Origin of the sequence: Streptomyces sp. NPDC048269, assembly GCF_040652395.1 — a bacterium.
Classification (GTDB): Bacteria; Actinomycetota; Actinomycetes; order Streptomycetales; family Streptomycetaceae; genus Streptomyces.
Genome location: NZ_JBEZLW010000043.1, coordinates 1 through 18,720 on the forward strand (window position 1 = coordinate 1; position 18,720 = coordinate 18,720).

The window sequence follows — 18,720 nt, forward strand, 5'->3', positions numbered from 1 at the left end:
AGGGGTGCGCCGGCGCGCTGGGCGATGTGGCGGGCGGCGACCTTGTCGCCGAGGTCGCGGATGGCCTGGGGTGGCGGGCCGATCCAGGTCAGGCCGGCGTCGATGACGGCCTGGGCGAATTCGGCGTTCTCGGACAGGAATCCGTAGCCGGGATGGATGGCGTCCGCACCGGAGTCGGCGGCGGCCTGGAGGACCTTGGAGATGTCCAGGTAGCTCGCGGCCGGGGTGTCACCGCCCAACGCGAACGCTTCGTCGGCCGCGCGGACGTGCAGAGCGTCCCGGTCCGGATCGGCGTAGACGGCTACGCTCGCGATCCCGGCGTCCCGGCAGGCCCGGGCAACGCGGACAGCGATTTCGCCACGGTTGGCGATGAGCACCTTGCGCACGATGGCTCCCTCCTTGAAACAAGCTGAGTTTAGGGACAGTCCACACGGGCTTTCGACCCTTCCCCGGTGGTGACCTTGCCCACACAGAGTGTGATTCGAGGCCCGCTCTACCGGGGAACCCTTATGGCGCCCCAAGTCAGGGGGATCCCCGACTGCACAGTAACCCCGTCATGTAGCCAAGGTCTCTGTCTTGCGGGTCAGCGGCCCCGGGTGATTCTTTGTCGAGTCCCTACGAACGGCCCACGTTTTCGTCGCTTGATCGCCGCACCAGGGGTCCTCCCGTAACGAAGCGGCACGGACCCCTTGTCCGCACGTTTACCCGTTAGTAGCCTCCAGGCGTCGAACAGGCTTGTGACGTGTGGGGGGTGGGGACGTCGTGCTGCGCAGACTCGTGGCCGGACTGGCCGCGATCGTACTTGTCGCGGAAGCGGCCGTGCTCGTGCTCGTCCACATCGTGCTGGGCAAGACCACCGCGAATCAGGCGATGTCGATCGCGGGCAGCGATCCGGATGTCATGTCCAAGGCAACCTACGGCCTCGGGGTGGGCATGGGCGCCTTCCTCCTGCTGTGCGCCGTCTTCGCCGCCGTGGCGGCCGTCCGCGACCGGGCCCCCGGCGCCTTCGCCCGTGTGGTGCTCGTCACCGCCGCCGTCACCCACGGGGTGCTCGGCGTCCTGGCCGTCGCCCTGGTCGGCTGGGGCGCCTTCGCGGTGACGACGCTGATCCTGTGCCTCCTCGTCCTGACCCTGATGCTCTACGCCGCCCCGCGCGAGCCCGTGGCCGACGACGGAGCCGGGGGCGGCGTGCAGGACAACCCGCCGCCACCGCTCGGGGAGTTCAAGCCCACAAGTCCGTGATCGATACACCCAGTTCGCCCAGCAGGGAGCGCAGCAGCGGCAGCGACAGCCCGATCACATTGCCGGGGTCTCCGTCGATGCCCTCGATGAACGGCGCCGACAGCCCGTCCAAGGTGAACGCCCCCGCCACGTGCAGCGGCTCGCCGCTCGCCACGTACGCGGCGACCTCGGCGTCCGTCGGCTCGCCGAACCGGACCGTCGTGGAGGCCGTCGCCGAGACCTGACGGCCGGTCGTCGTGTCGATCACGCAGTGGCCCGTCCGCAGGATTCCGGCCCGCCCGCGCATCGCCTTCCAGCGCGCGGTGGCCTCCTCGGCGTCCGCCGGCTTGCCCAGCGCCTCCCCGTCCAGCTCCAGTACGGAGTCGCAGCCGATCACCAGGGCGCCCGCGGCCTCGTCCAGGCCCGCCACGACCGCCGCCTTCGCCTCGGCCAGCGCCAGCGCCAGCTCGGCGGGCTCGTCGTGGTCCAGCGCGTCCTCGTCGAAGCCGCTGACGATCACGTGCGGGGCGAGCCCGGCCTGCCGCAGCAGGTTCAGCCGGGCGGGGGAAGCGGAAGCGAGGACGAGCGGGCGCGGTTCGACAGTCATGGTGGCCATCGTAGGGGCGCTGAGGGGTACCCCTGGAGGTGGTTTCGCGGAAGCCGGCGGCAGCGGTCTAGAAGTGGTCCACGCCGAGCACGTAGACGACCACGAGCATGGCGAGGGCCAGCACCACGGTGAGCCGCCGGACCATCGCCTGCGCGTCGCGCATGTCCTTCGGCGGCTCGTTCTTCGGATCGGACCAGAGCATGCTCCGATCCTGTCCCCGAAGACAGGAGTGGCGCCTGAGTACCCGTACTCAGGCGCCACCCCCCGTTCACACCATCTTCGCGAGGACAGGGCCTAGCCGGGCCAGTACGTACGGCCCCACGCCCGCGGCCCCGGCTGCGGCAGCCGGTGCCGTGCCACCCGGGCCGGCGCCGACCACTCGTCGGCCACCCGCGGCGCGCCCGACGGTGCCGAGGCCAGCACCGCCGCGCGCGCTTGGACCACCGCCAGAGCGGCGGCCAGCTCCTCCGGTGTCGGGTTTCCCTTGACGACCTTGATCACCACAGGACTGACCTCCTAGAGGGGGATGTTGCCGTGCTTCTTGGGCGGCAGGGACTCCCGCTTGGTGCGGAGCTGGCGCAGCCCCTTCACGACGTGCGCCCGCGTCTCCGACGGCATGGTCACCGCGTCGATGTAACCGCGCTCGGCGGCCGTGTACGGGTTGAGGAGCGCGTCCTCGTACTCGGTGATCAGCCGCGCCCGGGTCTCTTCCACCTCCTCCGGAGAGGCTTCCGCGATCGTGCGCCGGTGCAGGATGTTCACCGCGCCCTGGGCGCCCATGACGGCGATCTGCGCCGTCGGCCAGGCCAGGTTCAGGTCCGCGCCGAGGTGCTTGGAGCCCATGACGTCGTACGCGCCGCCGAAGGCCTTGCGGGTGATGACGGTGATCAGCGGGACCGTGGCCTCGGCGTACGCGTAGATCAGCTTCGCGCCGCGCCGGATGATTCCGTTGTACTCCTGGTCGGTACCCGGCAGGAAGCCCGGTACGTCCACGAACGTCAGCACCGGGATGTTGAAGGCGTCGCACGTCCGGACGAACCGCGCCGCCTTCTCGGAGGCGTCGATGTCCAGGCAGCCGGCGAACTGCATCGGCTGGTTGGCGACGACGCCCACCGGGTGGCCCTCGACCCTGCCGAAGCCGGTGAGGATGTTGGGCGCGAACAGCGACTGCGTCTCCAGGAACTCCGCGTCGTCGAGCACGTGCTCGATCACGGTGTGCATGTCGTACGGCTGGTTCGCGCTGTCCGGGATCAGTACGTCGAGCTCGCGGTCGGCGTCGGAGACCTCGGTGTCCGCCTCCTCCGGGAAGGCGGGCGGCTCGGAGAGGTTGTTCGACGGCAGGTAGGCGAGCAGCGACTTCACGTACTCGATGGCGTCCTTCTCGTCGCCCGCCATGTGGTGCGCGACGCCGGACGTGCTGTTGTGCGTGCGCGCCCCGCCCAGCTCCTCGAAGCCCACGTCCTCGCCGGTGACCGTCTTGATGACGTCCGGGCCGGTGATGAACATGTGCGAGGTCTGGTCGACCATGACCGTGAAGTCGGTGATGGCGGGGGAGTAGACGGCGCCGCCCGCGCAGGGCCCGACGATCAGGCTGATCTGCGGGATCACGCCCGACGCGTGGACGTTGCGGCGGAAGATCTCTCCGTACATGCCCAGGGCGCTGACGCCCTCCTGGATGCGGGCGCCGCCGGAGTCGTTGATGCCCACCAGCGGGCATCCGGTCTTCAGCGCGAAGTCCATGACCTTCATGATCTTCTGGCCGTAGACCTCGCCGAGGGCCCCGCCGAAGACGGTGAAGTCCTGGGAGAACACGGCCACCGGGCGGCCGTCCACCGTGCCGTAGCCGGTGACGACGCCGTCGCCGTAGGGGCGGGTCTTCTCCAGCCCGAAGTTGGTGGAGCGGTGGCGGGCGAACTCGTCCAGCTCGACGAAGGAACCTTCGTCCAGCAGCAGGGCCACCCGCTCACGCGCCGTCAGCTTGCCCTTGGCGTGCTGCTTCTCCACGGCACGCGAGGATCCGGCGTGGGTGGCTTCGTCGATGCGGCGCTGCAGATCCGCGATCTTGCCCGCGGTGGTGTGCATGTCGATCGGCTCTGACGGTTGTGACATCGGGGTCGCGGCTCCCTGCGTGGTGTCAACGGCCTGGTCAATTGATTGACTACTGCTGGCTACTGGTGCGTAGCGTATCGGCGGGCATGGCGCTCGGCAGTGCGGCGTTTGACACACCTAATGTGGCTTGCATGACGCCATCAGATGCCTCAGCAGGTGCTTCCGCCGGTCGTTGGTCGAACCTTGACCGGCCGCCCCTGAATGCCGCCGCCCTTCAGCGGGCCGTGGTCACCGAGGGCGGACTGTGGACCTCCCTGGAGGTCGTCGCCGCCACCGGGTCGACGAATTCCGATCTCGCGGCCCGGGCGGCGCAGCTGCCCGAGGGGGCCGTGCTCGTCGCCGAGGAGCAGACCGCCGGGCGCGGGCGGCTCGACCGCAGCTGGGTCGCGCCCGCCCGGTCCGGGCTGTTCTTCTCCGTCCTGCTCAAGCCCGGTGACGCCGTGCCGCAGGAGCGGTGGGGGTGGCTGACCCTGCTGGCCGGGGTGGCCACCGCGACCGGGCTCTCGCGGGCGGCGGGTGTGGACACCGCCCTCAAGTGGCCCAACGACCTGCTGGTCACCGTGGACGGGGAGGAGCGCAAGACCGGCGGGATCCTCGCCGAGCGGGTGGCCGACGGCGTGGTGATCGGGATCGGGCTCAACGTCTCCCTGACCGAGGACGAGCTGCCGGTGCCGGCCGCCGGGTCCCTCGCCCTGGCCAAGGCCTCCGTGACCGACCGGGACCCGCTGCTGCGGGCCGTCCTGCGCTCCCTGGAGCAGTGGTACGGGAACTGGCGCGCGGCCGGCGGCGACCCCGCGGCCAGCGGCCTCCAGGAGACCTACGCGGCGGGCTGCGCAACCCTCGGCCGTCACGTCCGCGCGGAGCTCCCGGGCGGGCGCACGCTCACCGGAACGGCCGAAGCGGTCGACACCGAAGGGCGCCTGGTGATCCGTACGGCCGAAGACCGGCACGAGGCGGTGGGCGCCGGGGACGTCGTCCACCTGCGGTCGGTGCACTGACGGCCGGCGGGACCCGGGCGGAGCGGGCCGAAGACGGGGAGGGGGAGTGAGCTACGGCACACCTGCCGTATGGTTTAGGCGATCCCGGTACTCGTGGTGATCACCCGGTTCGGCAGGGCAGTGCGCACGGAATGGACAGGAGGCGGCCCTTGACCGTCGACGACCCTACGTCCAGCGCGTCCGCCTCCGGACCCTCGGGTCCCGGTACCCCTATCGGGCGCGACCAGCACCACCCGCACCACGAGGTGGACCACACGGCCCAGCCGACGGCGGACCCCCTCGCGATCAGGCTCGAACAGCTGATCCTGGGCGCCGAGCGCCGGTACACGCCCTTCCAGGCCGCCCGCAGCGCCGGTGTCTCGATGGAGCTCGCCTCCCGCTTCTGGCGGGCCATGGGCTTCGCGGACATCGGCCAGGCCAAGGCCCTCACGGAGGCGGACGTACTGGCGCTGCGCCGGCTCGCGGGCCTGGTGGAGGCCGGGCTGCTGTCCGAGCCGATGGCCGTGCAGGTGGCGCGCTCCACCGGACAGACCACGGCGCGCCTCGCGGAGTGGCAGATCGACTCGTTCCTGGAAGGGCTGACGGAGCCACCGGAGCCGGGGATGACCCGTACGGAGGTCACGTACCCGCTCGTCGAGCTGCTGCTGCCCGAGCTGGAGGAGTTCCTCGTCTACGTGTGGCGGCGCCAGCTGGCCGCCGCCACCGGGCGTGTCGTGCAGGTGGCGGACGACGAGGAGATGGTCGACCGGCGGCTCGCGGTGGGCTTCGCCGACCTGGTCGGCTTCACCCGGCTGACGCGGCGGCTGGAGGAGGAGGAGCTCGGCGAGCTGGTCGAGTCCTTCGAGACGACGTCGGCGGACCTGGTGGCCGCGCACGGCGGCCGGCTGATCAAGACGCTCGGCGACGAGGTGCTGTACTGCGCCGACGACGCGGCGACGGCGGCGGAGATCGCGCTGCGGCTCATCGAGACGATGGAGGCCGATCCGCAGATGCCCGAGCTGCGGGTGGGGATCGCCTTCGGCACGGTGACGACCCGGATGGGCGATGTCTTCGGGACGACGGTGAACCTGGCGAGCCGCCTGACGTCGATAGCCCCGAAGGACGCGGTGCTGGTGGACGGGGCGATGGCCGAGGAGCTGGGCCGGACCGGGGCCGCGCCGGTGTCGGAGAAGGAGGCCGAGTCGGAGGAGGGCGGCGGCGGGTACCGCTTCGCGCTCCAGCCCATGTGGCAGCGGCCGGTGCGCGGGCTGGGTGTCGTGGAGCCCTGGTCCCTGACGCGCAGGAAGCGAGGGGGTCCCGGGTAGGGCAGGCCGGAGCCTGGCCTGCCCTACCCGGGACCCCCTAAGATCCCCGGATAACGTTCGTTAACCGGGAGGGTCCTGTGCCAGTGCAGTCACAGCCAGTCGAGTCGGAGTTCGTGACGGTACGCCGCCACGAGGACGGGGTCGCGGAGCTGGTCCTGGACCGCCCCAAGGCGATGAACGCGGTGTCCACGCAGATGGCCCGCGCCATCGGGGCCGCGTGCGCCGGCCTGGCCGCGGACGCTTCCGTACGGGTGGTCGTGCTCTCCTCCACCGCGGAGCGGGCGTTCTGCGTGGGGGCCGACCTCAAGGAGCGGAACTCGCTGTCGGACGCCGAGCTGGTGCGGCAGCGGCCGACCACGCGAGGCGCGTACGGCGGCGTGCTGGAGCTGCCGATGCCGACGATCGCCGCGGTGCACGGCTTCGCGCTGGGCGGCGGCTTCGAGCTGGCCCTGGCCTGCGATGTGATCGTCGCCGACGAGACCGCGGTGGTCGGCCTGCCGGAGGTGTCGGTGGGCGTGATCCCGGGCGGCGGGGGCACGCAGCTGCTGCCGCGCCGGGTCGGCGCGGCCCGGGCGGCGGAGCTGATCTTCACGGCGCGCCGGGTGGAGGCGGCCGAGGCGCTGTCCCTGGGTCTGGTGGATTCGGTGGTCCCGGTCGGCACGGACACGGCCGAGGCCCTCGACCTGGCCCGCCGGATGGCGGCGAACTCACCCGTCGGGCTGCGTGCCGCCAAGCGTGCGCTGCGGCTGGGGCACGGGATGGACCTGTCGGCCGGGCTGGAGATCGAGGACGCGGCGTGGCGGACGGTGGCCTTCTCGGGCGACCGGGCCGAGGGTGTGGCGGCTTTCAACGAGAAGCGCAAGCCGAACTGGCCCGGGCAGTAGTCCGGCGGGGGCGGCGGTGCCGTGGGGCGCCCGGGCAGTAGCCAGGCGGGGCACTGCTGTCGCGGGCCGTCGTCACCTGTGGTGATCTTGCTGCCACCGAAAGTCGCGCCAACTGTCACTAGATCGGGCAAAACTCCCTAACCTGGGGTGATGGGAGTTGACGGGCGGCTGCGAGCCGTGGTGGGCCTCGCGCAGGCAATGGCCGCGGCGTGCGCGCCGCGGGACAGTGTGCGGGCGGCTGCGCGGGGGGCGCGAACGGCCCTGGACGGCTCCTTCGCCGCGATCTCCGCGTGGGAGCGCGAGCGGGGGCGCCTGCGGGTGCTCGTGAACGAGGGGGAGCGTCGGACCGGGGAGGAGGAGTTCCCCGAGGACGAGTCCTATCCCGTCCACGACTTCCCCGAGATCACCGAGTTCCTGCACGAACGCTGGGCGGGCGGCGGCGGCCCGCACGCCTGGGTGGAGAGCGCCGTCGGCGACCGGCCGGGCCGCCGCGGCGAGGCCCTGCGCCGGCGCGGGCGCGCGACCTGTGTGGTCGCGCCCATCGTGCTCAGCGGACGGGCGTGGGGCGAGCTGTACGTGGCCAGGGACCAGGGGCTGCCCGACTTCGACGAGGACGACGCCGAGTTCGCGACCGTGCTCGCCGCCGTGGTCGCCGCCGGGCTCGCGCAGAACGAGCGGCTGGCCGAGGCCCGGCGCCTCGCCTTCACCGATCCGCTGACCGGTCTCGCCAACCGGCGGGCGGTGGACATGCGGCTCGACGAGGCCCTGGAGGAGCACCGGCGGACCGGGGCCGTGGTCAGCCTGGTGGTGTGCGACCTGAACGGGCTGAAGAAGGTCAACGACACCCTGGGCCACGCCATGGGCGACCGCCTCCTGGAGCGGTTCGGGTCGGTGCTGAGCCTGTGCGGGGCCATGCTGCCGGGCGCGCTGGTGGCGCGCCTCGGCGGCGACGAGTTCTGCCTGGTCGGGGTGGGTCCGACGGCTGATGAGGTGGTGCGGGTGACGGAGGAGCTGTGCGCCCGGGCCGCCAAGCTGGAACTGGGCGAAGGCGTGGCCTGCGGGGTGGCCTCCACCGGGGATCCGATCGGGCTGGTGAAGTCCTCCCGCCGGCTGTTCCGCCTCGCCGACGCCGCCCAGTACAAGGCGAAGGCCGCCCGCTCGGCGAAGCCGGTCGTGGCGGGCCGGGACACCGCGGTGGTCCGCCTCGCCGACGCGGCCGCCCAGGAGGCTCCCGGTGAGCGGCGCCGCTTCCGCGGCCGAGGGTAAGGGTCCCTCGCTGATCTGACTCGTGACAATGCTGGCTAGTGACAGGTAGCGATTCAATCCGTAGGGTGCTGAATATGGATATGCACACTGTCGTGGTGGGGACGTCCGGGACCACCGCCGAGGACGTCATCGCCGTCGCACGCGGCAACGCGCGGGTCGAGCTGTCCGGCGAGGCCCTCGACGCGCTCGCCCGCGCCCGGGAGATCGTCGACGCGCTCGCCGCCAAGCCCGAGCCCGTCTACGGGGTGTCCACCGGGTTCGGCGCCCTCGCCTCCCGGCACATCAGCCCCGAGCTGCGCGCCCAGCTCCAGCGCAACATCGTCCGCTCGCACGCCGCCGGCATGGGCCCGCGCGTCGAGCGCGAGGTCGTCCGCGCGCTGATGTTCCTCCGGCTCAAGACCGTCGCCTCCGGACACACCGGCGTACGGCCCTCCGTCGCCCAGACGATGGCCGACGTGCTCAACGCCGGGATCACCCCCGTCGTCCACGAGTACGGCTCCCTCGGCTGCTCCGGCGACCTCGCGCCGCTGTCCCACTGCGCGCTCGCGCTCATGGGCGAGGGTGACGCCGAGGGTCCGGACGGCACCGTCCGCCCCGCCGGAGAACTGCTCGCCGAAGCCGGCATCGCGCCCGTCGAGCTCCGCGAGAAGGAGGGCCTCGCCCTCCTCAACGGCACCGACGGCATGCTCGGCATGCTGGTCATGGCCCTCGCCGACCTCGGCAAGCTCTACACCTCCGCCGACATCACCGCCGCGCTGACGCTGGAGGCGCTGCTCGGTACGGAGAAGGTCCTCGCGCCCGAACTGCACGCCATTCGCCCGCACCCGGGGCAGGGTGCCTCCGCCGCGAACATGGCCGCCGTCCTGGAGGGCTCCGGGCTCGTCCGCCACTACCAGGAGGAGACCGCCCCCCGCGTGCAGGACGCCTACTCCGTGCGCTGCGCCCCGCAGGTCGCCGGCGCGGGCCGCGACACCATGGCGCACGCCGCCCTGGTGGCCTCCCGCGAGCTCGCCGCCGCCGTGGACAACCCGGTCGTCCTGCCCGACGGGCGCGTGGAGTCCAACGGCAACTTCCACGGAGCCCCGGTCGCGTACGTGCTGGACTTCCTGGCCATCGTCGCCGCCGACCTCGGCTCCATCGCCGAGCGGCGCACCGACCGGCTGCTCGACAAGAACCGCTCGCACGGCCTGCCGCCGTTCCTCGCGGACGACGCCGGCGTGGACTCCGGGCTGATGATCGCCCAGTACACGCAGGCCGCCCTGGTCAGCGAGATGAAGCGGCTCGCGGTGCCGGCCTCCGCCGACTCGATCCCCTCCTCCGCCATGCAGGAGGACCACGTCTCCATGGGGTGGTCGGCCGCGCGCAAGCTCCGTACCGCCGTCGACAACCTGACCCGGATCATCGCCATCGAGCTGTACGCGGCGACCCGTGCCATCGAGCTGCGGCACGGGCTCACCCCTGCCCCGGCCAGCCGCGCCGCGATCGCGGCCGCCCGGGCGGCGGGCGTGGAGGGTCCCGGGCCGGATCGTTTCCTCGCTCCTGACCTGGCTGCCGCCGACGAATTCATCCGTACGGGTGGTCTCGTCGCCGCGGTGGAAGGCGTGACGGGGCCGCTCGCCTGACGTCGCCCGCGAGCGCAGTGGAGGGCCGCCCCGGTGGGGCGGCCCTTCGCCGTCCTACGCGGTGCGGGAGCGGCGTACGGAGAAGGCCACGAAGCCGGCCCCGACACCCAGGAAGAGCGTGCCCCCCAGCAGGTAGGGGGTGGTGTCGATGGAGCCGGTGTCGGCGAGGGTGACGACCTCGGGACGCGCGTCCGACGGCGCTTCCGCCGGCGTGGCCGTCAGGGTGGTCGTCGTCAGGGTCGTGGTCCGGGCACTGTTCGCGGACGCGGGCACGCCGGAGCGGCCGGGTGCCTGCTCCGGTGCGGTGGCGTTGGCCGATGGCACGAACCAGAGGGCGGCGAGGAGGGTGGTCGCTCCGAGAGCGGTGAGCAGCGGTCGACGTGCGGACACGGTGCGATCCCCCTTGTGGCAGCAGCGAATTGGCCGTGTGCGGTGATGCTACGGAAAGGGGCGGGTCGTGGGAAAGTCAGGGCTTCCGCGGGCTTACTCTCCGTCGTATGAACTCTTCTGAGACATCACGATATGTACGCCTTCAGGTGGATTTGGTACTTGAGGTGCCGGACCCGCAGGCGCTGACCGGAGCCGCGCTCGCGCACATCAAGGCCGACGAGTTCATGCCGGACGAGGAGCGCGGCCATGCCGAGTCCGCCGTCCGCGAGGACGAGTCGGAGGCCCTGGCCTACCTGGTCGACCCCACGGACCTGGTCGCGGAGATCCCCGGCGTGGAGCTGGCGCAGGCCTCCTGGAGCAGCGAGCCCGTCGAATACGACCCCGAGTCCATGGAGTGGGACCTGGACGAGGAAGATGGGGACTTCGACGAAGAAACCGACAACGCCTGACCGTGTGGTGGCCCACATCCCAACGGGATGTGGAACCGATACGCGTCGTCAACGCGTTGTCATGGCGAGGCAGGGGGTGTTTCCCCCTGCCCGGCCAACCCCGGGACGGCAGCCTCGGGGGTTCCGGCAACGATGGAGTGGCGTGTGAGGACGGACAGCAAGCGGCGGAGAAGGTCCCTGGTGGCCGTATCCGCCGTGCTCGGCGGTGTACTGATGCTCTCGGCGTGCAACGACGGCGGCGGCGAACCGAAGGGCAGCGGCGAGAGCAGCAAGTCCCAGGCCGATGTCGACGCGGCGGCGGCCAAGGACGCCTCCAAGGCCCGAATAACCATCACGCCGAAGGACGGCGCCACCAATGTCGGCCTCAACGACGCGACGAACGTCGCCGTCAGCGACGGCACCCTCACGCAGGTGGAGCTGAAGACCAGCGAGGGCACGGCCGTGGCGGGCAAGATCGCCGCGGACGGCAAGAGCTGGAAGCCGGACGCCGCGCTGAAGCGCTCCACGAAGTACGCCCTGTCGGCGACCGCCAAGGACGCCGACGGCCGCGAGGCGCACGAGAACGCCTCCTTCACCACCGTCTCCCCGGAGAACAGCTTCGTCGGCTCGTTCATCCCGGACGAGGGCCAGACCGTCGGCGTGGGCATGCCGGTCTCGATCACCTTCAACAAGCCGATCAAGGACCAGAAGGCCGTCCAGGCGGCCATCTCCGTCACGTCCACCAGCGGCCAGGAAGTCGTCGGCCACTGGTTCGGCGCGCAGCGGCTGGACTTCCGGCCGGAGCAGTACTGGCAGGCGAACTCCACGGTCACGCTGAAGCTGGCACTGGAGGGCGTGCAGGGCGCTCCCGGCGTCCAGGGCGTCCAGAACAAGACCGTCACCTTCAAGATCGGCCGCAGCCAGGTCTCCACGGTCGACACGAAGACGAAGAAGATGACGGTCACGCGGGACGGCGCGGTCCTCAAGACCATCCCGATCTCGGCGGGCTCCCCGGAGAACCCGACGTACAACGGCCAGATGGTGATCTCCGAGAAGTTCAAGGAGACCCGGATGGACGGTTCCACCGTCGGCTTCAAGAACGACGAGGGCAAGGGCGAGTACGACATCAAGGACGTCCCGCACGCCATGCGTCTGTCGAGCTCCGGCACCTTCATCCACGGCAACTACTGGGGATCGGACTCGATCTTCGGCAGCGTCAACACCAGCCACGGCTGTGTCGGCCTGAACGACGCCAAGGGCGCGGGCGACCCGAACCAGCCGGCCGCCTGGTTCTTCGACAACTCGCTCATCGGTGACGTGGTCACCGTGGTGAACTCCCCGGACAAGACCATCAAGCCGGACAACGGCCTCAACGGCTGGAACATGAGCTGGTCGGAGTGGAAGGCCGGCGCGGCCTCCTGACGGCGGCAGTGTCCTCCTGACGGCGCGAGACATCCTGCGGACGGCGGGGATCCCACACGGGTTCCCCGCCGTCCGTCTTCGCACGTGACTCTCACCGGCGGCGTGTCCGGCGATCACGGGTGCTGCCTGCTTTCGGCCCGGTTCAGGTTCGACGGGCAGGACGGCGTCGCGAAGGCCGTGCGGGCTCTGGAAGGAGCACGGCCCGACCTTCGTCATGGTCACGCACGACAGCGCGCTACACGGAGCTCGTCCTGCCGGACCCGGCCGGCCCGCGCGCCCTCCAGTACGACACGGTGGTCGTCCCCGCCCACCGGGGCCACGGCCTCGGCCGCGCGGTGAAGCGGCGGATGATGGCGCTCGCCGCGCGGCGTCATCCCGCTCTGCGGCAGATCGCCACGACGGTGGCGGACGAGAACACCCCGATGCGCGCCGTGAACGAGGCCCTGGGCTACCGCCGGGAACGCGGCACGGCGTACTTCCAGCTCACGCTGTAGCCGCCGGATCCCGGCCGTCGGCTTCCTTCGAGGGGGCTGACGGGGCGGACGGTGCGGACGGGACGGACGGCGTCGACTGGGCCGAGGCGCTCGACTGGGCCGAGGAGGCCGGCGGGGTCGAGGAGGCCGGCGGGGTCGAGGGGGCCGACCACGACGACAGCAGGCGCAGCGCGTCCGCGGACGGCGAGCCCGGCGCCGCGTGGAAGGTGACCAGGGACTGCGCCGGATCGTCCGGGAGCCTCAGCGTCTCGAAGGACAGGTGCATCTCACCCACCAGCGGGTGGCGCAGCCGCTTCAGCCCGTGCGTCTTGTCCGCCACCGTGTGCGCCGCCCACAGCCGCCGGAACTCCTCGTCCTTCACCGACAGCTCCCCGACCAGCGCCGACAGCTGCTCGTCGTCGGGGTTCTGGCCGGCGTACATCCGCAGGTTGCTGACCACCTCGCAGGCCCGGCACTCCCAGTCCGCGTACAGCTCCGCCGTCGCCGGGTCCAGGAACACCAGCCGCACCAGGTTCCGCTCCGGCGCCGGCAGCCGCCCGAAGTCCCCGAAGACCGCCGCCGCCAGCCGGTTCCAGCCGATGACGTCCTGCCGGTGCCCCACGAGGTACGCCGGCACCCCTTCCATCGCGTCCATCAGCGTCCGCAGCTCCGGCCGCACCTGCTGCGGGCGGTGGCTCTGGCGGCGCCTGCGGGCCTTCGGACGGGCCAGGTGCGTCAGGTGCGCCTGCTCCGACCCGTCCAGGCGCAGCGCCCGCGCGATCGCGTCGAGGACTTCCGCCGACACGTTGTGCCCGGCGCCCTGCTCCAGGCGCGTGTAGTACGCGACCGACACCCCCGCGAGCTGCGCCAGCTCCTCGCGGCGCAGGCCGGGCACGCGCCGGTGGCGCCCGTAGTCGGGCAGGCCCACGTCCTCGGGGCGCAGCCGGGCGCGGCGGGAGCGGAGGAATTCGCCGAGCTCGGCGCGCTGGTCAAGCTGGTCCATACCGCCAGTATCCCCGGGCGACCGGTCGCGGCGCGGGCCTGAGCCTGACCCCGCCAGGGGTAGGTCCGGCAGTCGTAGGCAGGGCAGGGGGCTGGGTGGGTCTGCGGTGGCAGGGCAGGCTGGTGCGCGTCGCCGCAGCGCACCGAGCTGCGGCGGCACATCGCCAGCGTCACCGCCGAGGAGCACCCATGTCCGTCACCCAGGTCGCCGCCTACGCCGCCCCCGCGCCCAAGGCCCCGCTGGAGCGCACCACCGTCCCGCGCCGCCCCGTCGGCGAGCACGACGTCCTCATCGACATCAAGTTCGCCGGCATCTGCCACTCCGACATCCACCAGGTCCGCGACGGCTGGGGCGAGGGCATCTACCCGATGGTCCCCGGCCACGAGATCGCCGGAGTCGTCACCGAAGTCGGCCCGGGAGTAACCAAGTTCGCGGTCGGGGACCGGGTGGGCGTCGGCTGCTTCGTCGACTCCTGCCGTGAGTGCGAGTACTGCCTGCGCGGCCAGGAGCAGTTCTGCGCCAAGGGCATGACCGGCACGTACAACGCGCTCGACAAGAACGGCGAACCCACGTACGGCGGTTACTCCACCCACCTCGTCGTCGACGAGAACTACACCGTCCGCATCCCCGACGGCCTCGCCCTCGACGTCGCCGCGCCACTGCTGTGCGCCGGCATCACCCTCTACTCGCCGCTCAGGCACTGGCAGGCGGGCCCCGGCAAGAAGGTCGCGATCGTCGGCCTCGGCGGCCTCGGCCACATGGGCGTGAAGATCGCGGCGGCGCTGGGCGCGGAAGTGACCGTCCTGTCCCAGTCCCTGCGCAAGAAGGAGGACGGCCTGAAGCTGGGCGCCTCCCACTACTACGCCACCAACGACGAGGCCACCTTCGAGGAGCTGGCCGGCAGCTTCGACCTGATCCTGTCCACCGTGTCGGCGCCGCTCGGCCTGGACCGGTACCTCGCGCTGCTGAAGGTCGACGGCGCGCTGGTGAACGTCGGCGCCCCGGAGGAGCCGGTGGAGCTGAACCTCTTCTCCGTCATCGGCGGCCGCAAGACGCTCGCCGGCTCGATGATCGGCGGGATCGCCGAGACCCAGGAGATGCTGGACTTCTGCGCCCGGCACGGGCTGGGCTCGGAGATCGAGCTGATCCGCGCCGAGCAGATCAACGAGGCGTACGAGCGCGTGCTGTCGAGCGACGTCCGCTACCGCTTCGTGATCGACGCGTCGACGATCTGATCCGGCCGATCGAGCCGATCGCGCCGATCCGGCCGATCCGGCCGATCGGTTGAGTCGAGCCGGCCCAGCGCCGTACGGAGCCGGTCGCGGGCCTCGGTCTGTACGGCGATCCGCGCCTCCAGGACGGCGAGCCGCTCCCGGGCCACCGCCAGCCCCTTCGGGGATACCACTGCTGGGACGGGTGATCGGGTCGTCTCCCAGCGACAGTCGTGGCTCACGGGCGTGGGGCGGCGAGGACGGTGTGGGCCGCGTCGAGGCCCGGCCTGGCGGTCACTGTGCCGGGGCCACGCCGATCGGGCAGGAGACGCCCGTGCCGCCGATGCCGCAGTAGCCGCCCGGGTTCTTGTCCAGGTACTGCTGGTGGTAGGCCTCCGCGGGCCAGAAGGGGCGGTCCGAGGCCGGGAGGACGGCCGTGGTGATCTCGCCGTGGCCCGAGGCGGTGAGGACGCGCTGGTAGGCCGTGCGGGAGGCTTCGGCCGTCGCCTGGTGGGCGGGGGAGTGGGTGTAGACCGCCGAGCGGTACTGGGTGCCGACGTCGTTGCCCTGGCGGAAGCCCTGGGTGGGGTCGTGGGACTCCCAGAACAGCTTCAGCAGGGTCTCGTAAGAGACGAGGGAAGGGTCGAAGACCACGCGGACGACCTCGGTGTGGCCGGTCTGTCCCGAGCACACCTCCTCGTACGTCGGGTTCTCCGTGTAGCCGCCCTGGTAACCGGCCAGGGTGGTCCACACCCCGGGCGTCTGCCAGAACTTGCGCTCCGCACCCCAGAAACAGCCGAGACCGAAGTCGGCCACTTCGAGGTGCGCGGGATAGGGGCCGGCCAGCGGGTTGCCCAGCACGGTGTGCTTCTCGGGCAGGCCGAAGAGAGGCTCCGCGCGGCCGGTCAGGGCCTCCTCGCGGGTGGGGAGCTCGGGCGTACGGCGGTACGAGAACATGGGTTCCCTCCTTGTCACCGATGACAACGGGCGGGGGCGGGCCGGGATTCCCCGACCCGGCCCCGGCCCGGACCCGACCCGCCCCCGTCACCTCCCCGTCACGTCCACGACGCGCGGCTCACGCGTTCCGCGTCACCTGGCGCACGCAGTAGTCCCGCGCCTTCAGGTAGCGGGCCTTGGGGTCGGCCGAGTACGTCCACGGCGCCGCGCCGATGTACCCGTCCACGGCACGGAACTGCTCCACCGCCTCCGGGCAGCGGTCCTGCCAGTACAGCACCCACGCCAGCATGTGCCGCAGCCGTCCCGCCCGCAGGTCGTCCGCCCGGGCCGCCGCCAGGTCCGCCAGCGCCGCGTCCGCGGCCGCGATGACCTCCGGCTGGTTGTAGTAGACGTCCGGGTCCGCCTCCTGGTCGGACATCTCCTCCTCCAGGTACGCGTACAGCGGCAGCAGCGACAGCAGGTCGCCGGGCGCGCCCGCGGCCGCCGACTCCCGGGCGAAGGCCCGCGCCTCCTCGTGCGAGCCGCGCCACTTGCGGCACCAGTACTGCAGCGCGCCCACGTGCGCCGCCAGCACCTTCGGGTCGCGCTTCACGATCTGCGCCCACAGCTCCCGGTACCGCTCGTGCGAGTACCCCAGCGCCATGGCGATGGGCTGCTCCACCATGTACGCCACCGGGTCCGCCGGGTCGGCGAGCCGCTGCGCCTCGTGCACGGCCTCCTGCGCCTTCGCGATGAGCTGGTGGAAGACGCGGAACTGCTCCTGCGTCGTCCGGCTGGCGCTCAGCGACCCGCGGACGTTCCAGGCCACCTGCACCGAGGTGTCCGCGTGCACCACCGCGGCCGTGGGGTCCTGCGGCCGCGCCGCCCGCCAGGCGAGCAGCCAGCCGTCCTCCTCCGCCGCCAGCTCGGACAGCACCTGGACGCGCCGGATGCGCTCGTCCCAGTCCTGGCCGGCCTCGTCCAGCCAGGCGGCGGCGGACTGCCAGTCCCCGGCCCGGACGGCGGCCAGGGCGGCCCGCTGCCCGGCGGACACCGGGAAACGGTTCTCCGTGTCCAGCCCATCGGCGGGTACGAAGCCCATCGCGACGGCGGCCCGGACGTCGGCGCCGCTGCGGCCGCGCCCCTCCACCTTGCGGCCCTGGCGGACCTTGCGCAGGAACGTGTAGGCGGCGCCGATCAGGATGACGCTCAGGATGACGAGGCCGATCACGGGGCAAGCACCAGCTTTCGCAGGGATTCGGTGTCCGGCTGGTCGGCGACGGCCGCGTCCAGGGCCAGGCCGAGCTGGTCCTCGAAGCCGTCGGCCGGGTAGCGCAGGGTGGCCGAGTCGGACCAGGACAGCTGCCAGCGGGCGGCGCCGCGCGCCGTCAGCTCGACGGTCACCAGCTGGTTCAGGGCGCGCCGGACGACGGGGCGGGCGAACTCGCGGGCCGCACGGCCCGTGGCGGACGCCGCCTCCTCGGACTTCGGCAGGCGGTCGGCGATCCGCCAGCGCACCGCCGGGTCGGCGTCGATCGCGTCCAGCAGGACGGCCAGCTCCGGGCCCGCGCCCTCGGCGGCGAGGGCCTCGCGGACCTCCGCCGCGCCCTGGCCGACGTACTGGGTCATCGACTCGTGGACCAGGTCCTCCCAGTCCACCCGCTTGAGCGCGAGGGCCTGCGGGCTGAGCACGGCCTGCTCCAGCGCGGTCAGCGAGGCCTGCGGGGAGGCGAGCAGCTCCAGCGAGGGGCGGGCAGCCTGGCCGCCGCGGCCGTCGTCGGGCAGCGCCTCGATGCGGGCCACGCGCTCGGCGAGCGCGGGGTGGGAGTCGTACGGGGAGGTGGGCTCGGTGGACAACTCGTGGCGCAGCCCGTCCAGTTCCGCGGAACGGGCCTCCAGGAGGGTGCGCAGGCCGCCGAAGACCTGGCCGGGGCGGGGCAGCAGGCCGGCCCCGACGCCGAGGGTGGCGTACGAGCGCATGTAGAAGTCGTGTGCCGAGTCGAGGGCGTTCAGCTCGCGCAGCGCGGACGCGGCGGAGTCGCGGCCCGCGACCTCGACCGAGGCGAGGTCGGCGGCGAGTTCCTGGCGGCGGGCGGAGGAGAGGGTGGCGCGCATGTAGAACTTGCCGTACGCCGTGTAGATCTTGGCCATCGCGCGGTACATCGCGCCCTCGCCGGCGGTGTTGATCTCCTTGGCCTTCTTGCCGTTGGCGATCCGCTTCTCGGCCTTCTTCTCCTGCTTCGCGCGCTCCTTGGCCACCTTGCTGTCCGCGCGGTCGTGGAAGTGGCCGATGGTGCGGATCAGCTGGGCGCGCCCGCGGGCGATCAGCGGGGTGAGGCGGGTGTCGAGGTTGGCGTAGTGGCCCATCTCGTGGGCGAGTACGGCGCGCAGCTGCATCTCGTCCAGGCCCGTCATCAGGGGCAGGCCCAGGTAGAGGCGCCGGGTGCGGGGCCGCAGGCCCAGCAGCTTCGCGTCCTCGCCGACGGCGGCGTTGACCTCGTCGATCAGCACGATCTCGTCGGGGGCGCGGGTGCCGACCTGCCGTGCGACGTCGCGCACGGTCTGCCAGAGCAGGGGCTCCTGCGCCTCGGTGACGGGGACGCCGGCCGGCGGCTCGCCCTTCGGGGTGCGCAGCATGAACAGGCCCCGCACGATGGGGACGGCGAGGACGACGGAGACTATGACGATCTTGACGGCGGCCGGGCCGCCGTGGCCCGAGGCGAGGACGGCGTAGTCGGCGCCCGCGAGGACGGCGAGCAGGACGAGGCCGAGCAGATAGAAGCCGGCGAGCAGGACGAGAGCGCGCACGGCGCGCAGTGAAGCGCCCATATGGAAAAGATCCCCCC

General features: G+C 72.0%; 21 protein-coding genes. 10 read left to right on the forward strand and 11 right to left on the reverse strand.

Translation table 11 applies throughout. The features are described from left to right. The coding region (locus tag AB0D48_RS30330) for a biotin carboxylase N-terminal domain-containing protein (RefSeq protein ID WP_362403971.1) at window positions 1-386 on the reverse strand (386 nt) is incomplete at its 3' end. A gap of 376 nt (window positions 387-762) precedes the next feature. On the opposite strand from AB0D48_RS30330, the gene AB0D48_RS30335 reads away from it, so the two are divergent. Next, window positions 763-1,242 carry a hypothetical protein gene (locus AB0D48_RS30335; RefSeq protein ID WP_362403974.1) on the forward strand — a complete coding sequence of 160 codons (480 nt, stop codon included), beginning with the start codon at window positions 763-765 and terminating at the stop codon, window positions 1,240-1,242. Here the strand turns inward: AB0D48_RS30335 and AB0D48_RS30340 are convergent. The 4 genes from AB0D48_RS30340 to AB0D48_RS30355 form a co-directional block, all read right to left on the reverse strand. Beyond that, window positions 1,223-1,837, reverse strand: a complete 615-nt coding sequence (locus AB0D48_RS30340; RefSeq protein WP_362403977.1) for a nucleoside triphosphate pyrophosphatase — start codon at window positions 1,835-1,837, stop codon at window positions 1,223-1,225. The genes AB0D48_RS30335 and AB0D48_RS30340 overlap by 20 nt on opposite strands. Window positions 1,838-1,895: 58 nt before the next feature. Beyond that, complete coding sequence (locus AB0D48_RS30345; RefSeq protein WP_362403980.1) at window positions 1,896-2,030, reverse strand: hypothetical protein; 135 nt, start codon at window positions 2,028-2,030, stop codon at window positions 1,896-1,898. 92 nt (window positions 2,031-2,122) lie between these two features. After that, on the reverse strand, window positions 2,123-2,332 hold the full coding sequence (locus AB0D48_RS30350) for an acyl-CoA carboxylase epsilon subunit (RefSeq protein WP_362403983.1): 210 nt from the start codon (window positions 2,330-2,332) through the stop codon (window positions 2,123-2,125). A 12-nt stretch (window positions 2,333-2,344) separates the two neighbouring features. Next, a complete protein-coding gene (locus AB0D48_RS30355) occupies window positions 2,345-3,937 on the reverse strand; it encodes an acyl-CoA carboxylase subunit beta (protein ID WP_362403987.1) in 1,593 nt (530 codons plus the stop codon). A 131-nt stretch (window positions 3,938-4,068) separates the two neighbouring features. Between AB0D48_RS30355 and AB0D48_RS30360 the strand changes: the two genes are divergently transcribed. From AB0D48_RS30360 to hutH, 5 genes are all read left to right on the forward strand, one after another. Next, complete coding sequence (locus AB0D48_RS30360) at window positions 4,069-4,935, forward strand: biotin--[acetyl-CoA-carboxylase] ligase (RefSeq protein WP_362403990.1); 867 nt, start codon at window positions 4,069-4,071, stop codon at window positions 4,933-4,935. A gap of 149 nt (window positions 4,936-5,084) precedes the next feature. Then, a complete protein-coding gene (locus AB0D48_RS30365; protein WP_362403993.1) occupies window positions 5,085-6,239 on the forward strand; it encodes an adenylate/guanylate cyclase domain-containing protein in 1,155 nt (384 codons plus the stop codon). Between the two features lie 83 nt (window positions 6,240-6,322). Beyond that, window positions 6,323-7,123, forward strand: a complete 801-nt coding sequence (locus AB0D48_RS30370; protein ID WP_362403996.1) for an enoyl-CoA hydratase-related protein — start codon at window positions 6,323-6,325, stop codon at window positions 7,121-7,123. A gap of 150 nt (window positions 7,124-7,273) precedes the next feature. Beyond that, on the forward strand, window positions 7,274-8,389 hold the full coding sequence (locus AB0D48_RS30375; RefSeq protein ID WP_362403999.1) for a GGDEF domain-containing protein: 1,116 nt from the start codon (window positions 7,274-7,276) through the stop codon (window positions 8,387-8,389). Window positions 8,390-8,469: 80 nt separating this feature from the next. Next, complete coding sequence (hutH, locus tag AB0D48_RS30380) at window positions 8,470-10,011, forward strand: histidine ammonia-lyase (protein ID WP_362404118.1); 1,542 nt, start codon at window positions 8,470-8,472, stop codon at window positions 10,009-10,011. A gap of 54 nt (window positions 10,012-10,065) precedes the next feature. Here the strand turns inward: hutH and AB0D48_RS30385 are convergent, their stop codons facing one another. Next, window positions 10,066-10,401: an LPXTG cell wall anchor domain-containing protein gene (locus AB0D48_RS30385; RefSeq protein WP_362404002.1), complete on the reverse strand. Its 336-nt coding sequence runs from the start codon at window positions 10,399-10,401 to the stop codon at window positions 10,066-10,068. A gap of 146 nt (window positions 10,402-10,547) precedes the next feature. Between AB0D48_RS30385 and AB0D48_RS30390 the strand changes: the two genes are divergently transcribed. The 3 genes from AB0D48_RS30390 (at window position 10,548) to AB0D48_RS30400 (ending at window position 12,745) form a co-directional block, all read left to right on the forward strand. Next, window positions 10,548-10,850, forward strand: coding sequence for a hypothetical protein (locus AB0D48_RS30390; RefSeq protein ID WP_362404005.1), 303 nt, complete (start codon window positions 10,548-10,550; stop codon window positions 10,848-10,850). 132 nt (window positions 10,851-10,982) lie between these two features. After that, on the forward strand, window positions 10,983-12,251 hold the full coding sequence (locus AB0D48_RS30395; protein WP_362404008.1) for an Ig-like domain-containing protein: 1,269 nt from the start codon (window positions 10,983-10,985) through the stop codon (window positions 12,249-12,251). Between the two features lie 119 nt (window positions 12,252-12,370). Next, window positions 12,371-12,745 (forward strand): GNAT family protein, encoded by a 375-nt coding sequence (locus tag AB0D48_RS30400; protein ID WP_362404011.1) that lies wholly within the window; start codon window positions 12,371-12,373, stop codon window positions 12,743-12,745. Here the strand turns inward: AB0D48_RS30400 and AB0D48_RS30405 are convergent. Next, window positions 12,735-13,727, reverse strand: coding sequence for a helix-turn-helix transcriptional regulator (locus tag AB0D48_RS30405; RefSeq protein ID WP_362404014.1), 993 nt, complete (start codon window positions 13,725-13,727; stop codon window positions 12,735-12,737). The genes AB0D48_RS30400 and AB0D48_RS30405 overlap by 11 nt on opposite strands. A 188-nt stretch (window positions 13,728-13,915) precedes the next feature. Between AB0D48_RS30405 and AB0D48_RS30410 the strand changes: the two genes are divergently transcribed. Beyond that, window positions 13,916-14,962 (forward strand): NAD(P)-dependent alcohol dehydrogenase, encoded by a 1,047-nt coding sequence (locus tag AB0D48_RS30410; RefSeq protein ID WP_362404017.1) that lies wholly within the window; start codon window positions 13,916-13,918, stop codon window positions 14,960-14,962. Here the strand turns inward: AB0D48_RS30410 and AB0D48_RS30415 are convergent. The 4 genes from AB0D48_RS30415 to AB0D48_RS30430 all read right to left on the reverse strand — a co-directional run bounded on the left by AB0D48_RS30415 (window position 14,929) and on the right by AB0D48_RS30430 (window position 18,703). Next, window positions 14,929-15,108 carry a hypothetical protein gene (locus AB0D48_RS30415; protein WP_362404020.1) on the reverse strand — a complete coding sequence of 60 codons (180 nt, stop codon included), beginning with the start codon at window positions 15,106-15,108 and terminating at the stop codon, window positions 14,929-14,931. The genes AB0D48_RS30410 and AB0D48_RS30415 overlap by 34 nt on opposite strands. 124 nt (window positions 15,109-15,232) lie before the next feature. After that, entirely contained in the window at window positions 15,233-15,895 is a 663-nt protein-coding gene (gene msrA, locus AB0D48_RS30420; RefSeq protein ID WP_362404023.1) for a peptide-methionine (S)-S-oxide reductase MsrA, read from the reverse strand. A 118-nt stretch (window positions 15,896-16,013) separates the two neighbouring features. Next, complete coding sequence (locus AB0D48_RS30425; RefSeq protein ID WP_362404025.1) at window positions 16,014-17,105, reverse strand: hypothetical protein; 1,092 nt, start codon at window positions 17,103-17,105, stop codon at window positions 16,014-16,016. Further along, the gene (locus AB0D48_RS30430) at window positions 17,102-18,703 is read right to left on the reverse strand and encodes a M48 family metallopeptidase (RefSeq protein WP_362404028.1); all 1,602 of its coding nucleotides are present in this window, start codon (window positions 18,701-18,703) and stop codon (window positions 17,102-17,104) included. Before AB0D48_RS30430 ends, AB0D48_RS30425 begins: the two co-directional genes overlap by 4 nt. Window positions 18,704-18,720: the final 17 nt, after the last annotated feature.

Coding starts and splice junctions, on each gene's coding strand:
- AB0D48_RS30340 (WP_362403977.1), bottom strand. CDS start 1,837: ATGGCCACCATGACTGTCGAACCGCGCCCGCTCGTCCTCGCTTCCGCT.
- AB0D48_RS30345 (WP_362403980.1), bottom strand. CDS start 2,030: ATGCTCTGGTCCGATCCGAAGAACGAGCCGCCGAAGGACATGCGCGAC.
- AB0D48_RS30355 (WP_362403987.1), bottom strand. CDS start 3,937: ATGTCACAACCGTCAGAGCCGATCGACATGCACACCACCGCGGGCAAG.
- AB0D48_RS30360 (WP_362403990.1), top strand. CDS start 4,069: ATGACGCCATCAGATGCCTCAGCAGGTGCTTCCGCCGGTCGTTGGTCG.
- AB0D48_RS30375 (WP_362403999.1), top strand. CDS start 7,274: ATGGGAGTTGACGGGCGGCTGCGAGCCGTGGTGGGCCTCGCGCAGGCA.
- hutH (WP_362404118.1), top strand. CDS start 8,470: ATGCACACTGTCGTGGTGGGGACGTCCGGGACCACCGCCGAGGACGTC.
- AB0D48_RS30395 (WP_362404008.1), top strand. CDS start 10,983: ATGGAGTGGCGTGTGAGGACGGACAGCAAGCGGCGGAGAAGGTCCCTG.
- AB0D48_RS30405 (WP_362404014.1), bottom strand. CDS start 13,727: ATGGACCAGCTTGACCAGCGCGCCGAGCTCGGCGAATTCCTCCGCTCC.
- AB0D48_RS30410 (WP_362404017.1), top strand. CDS start 13,916: ATGTCCGTCACCCAGGTCGCCGCCTACGCCGCCCCCGCGCCCAAGGCC.
- msrA (WP_362404023.1), bottom strand. CDS start 15,895: ATGTTCTCGTACCGCCGTACGCCCGAGCTCCCCACCCGCGAGGAGGCC.
- AB0D48_RS30430 (WP_362404028.1), bottom strand. CDS start 18,703: ATGGGCGCTTCACTGCGCGCCGTGCGCGCTCTCGTCCTGCTCGCCGGC.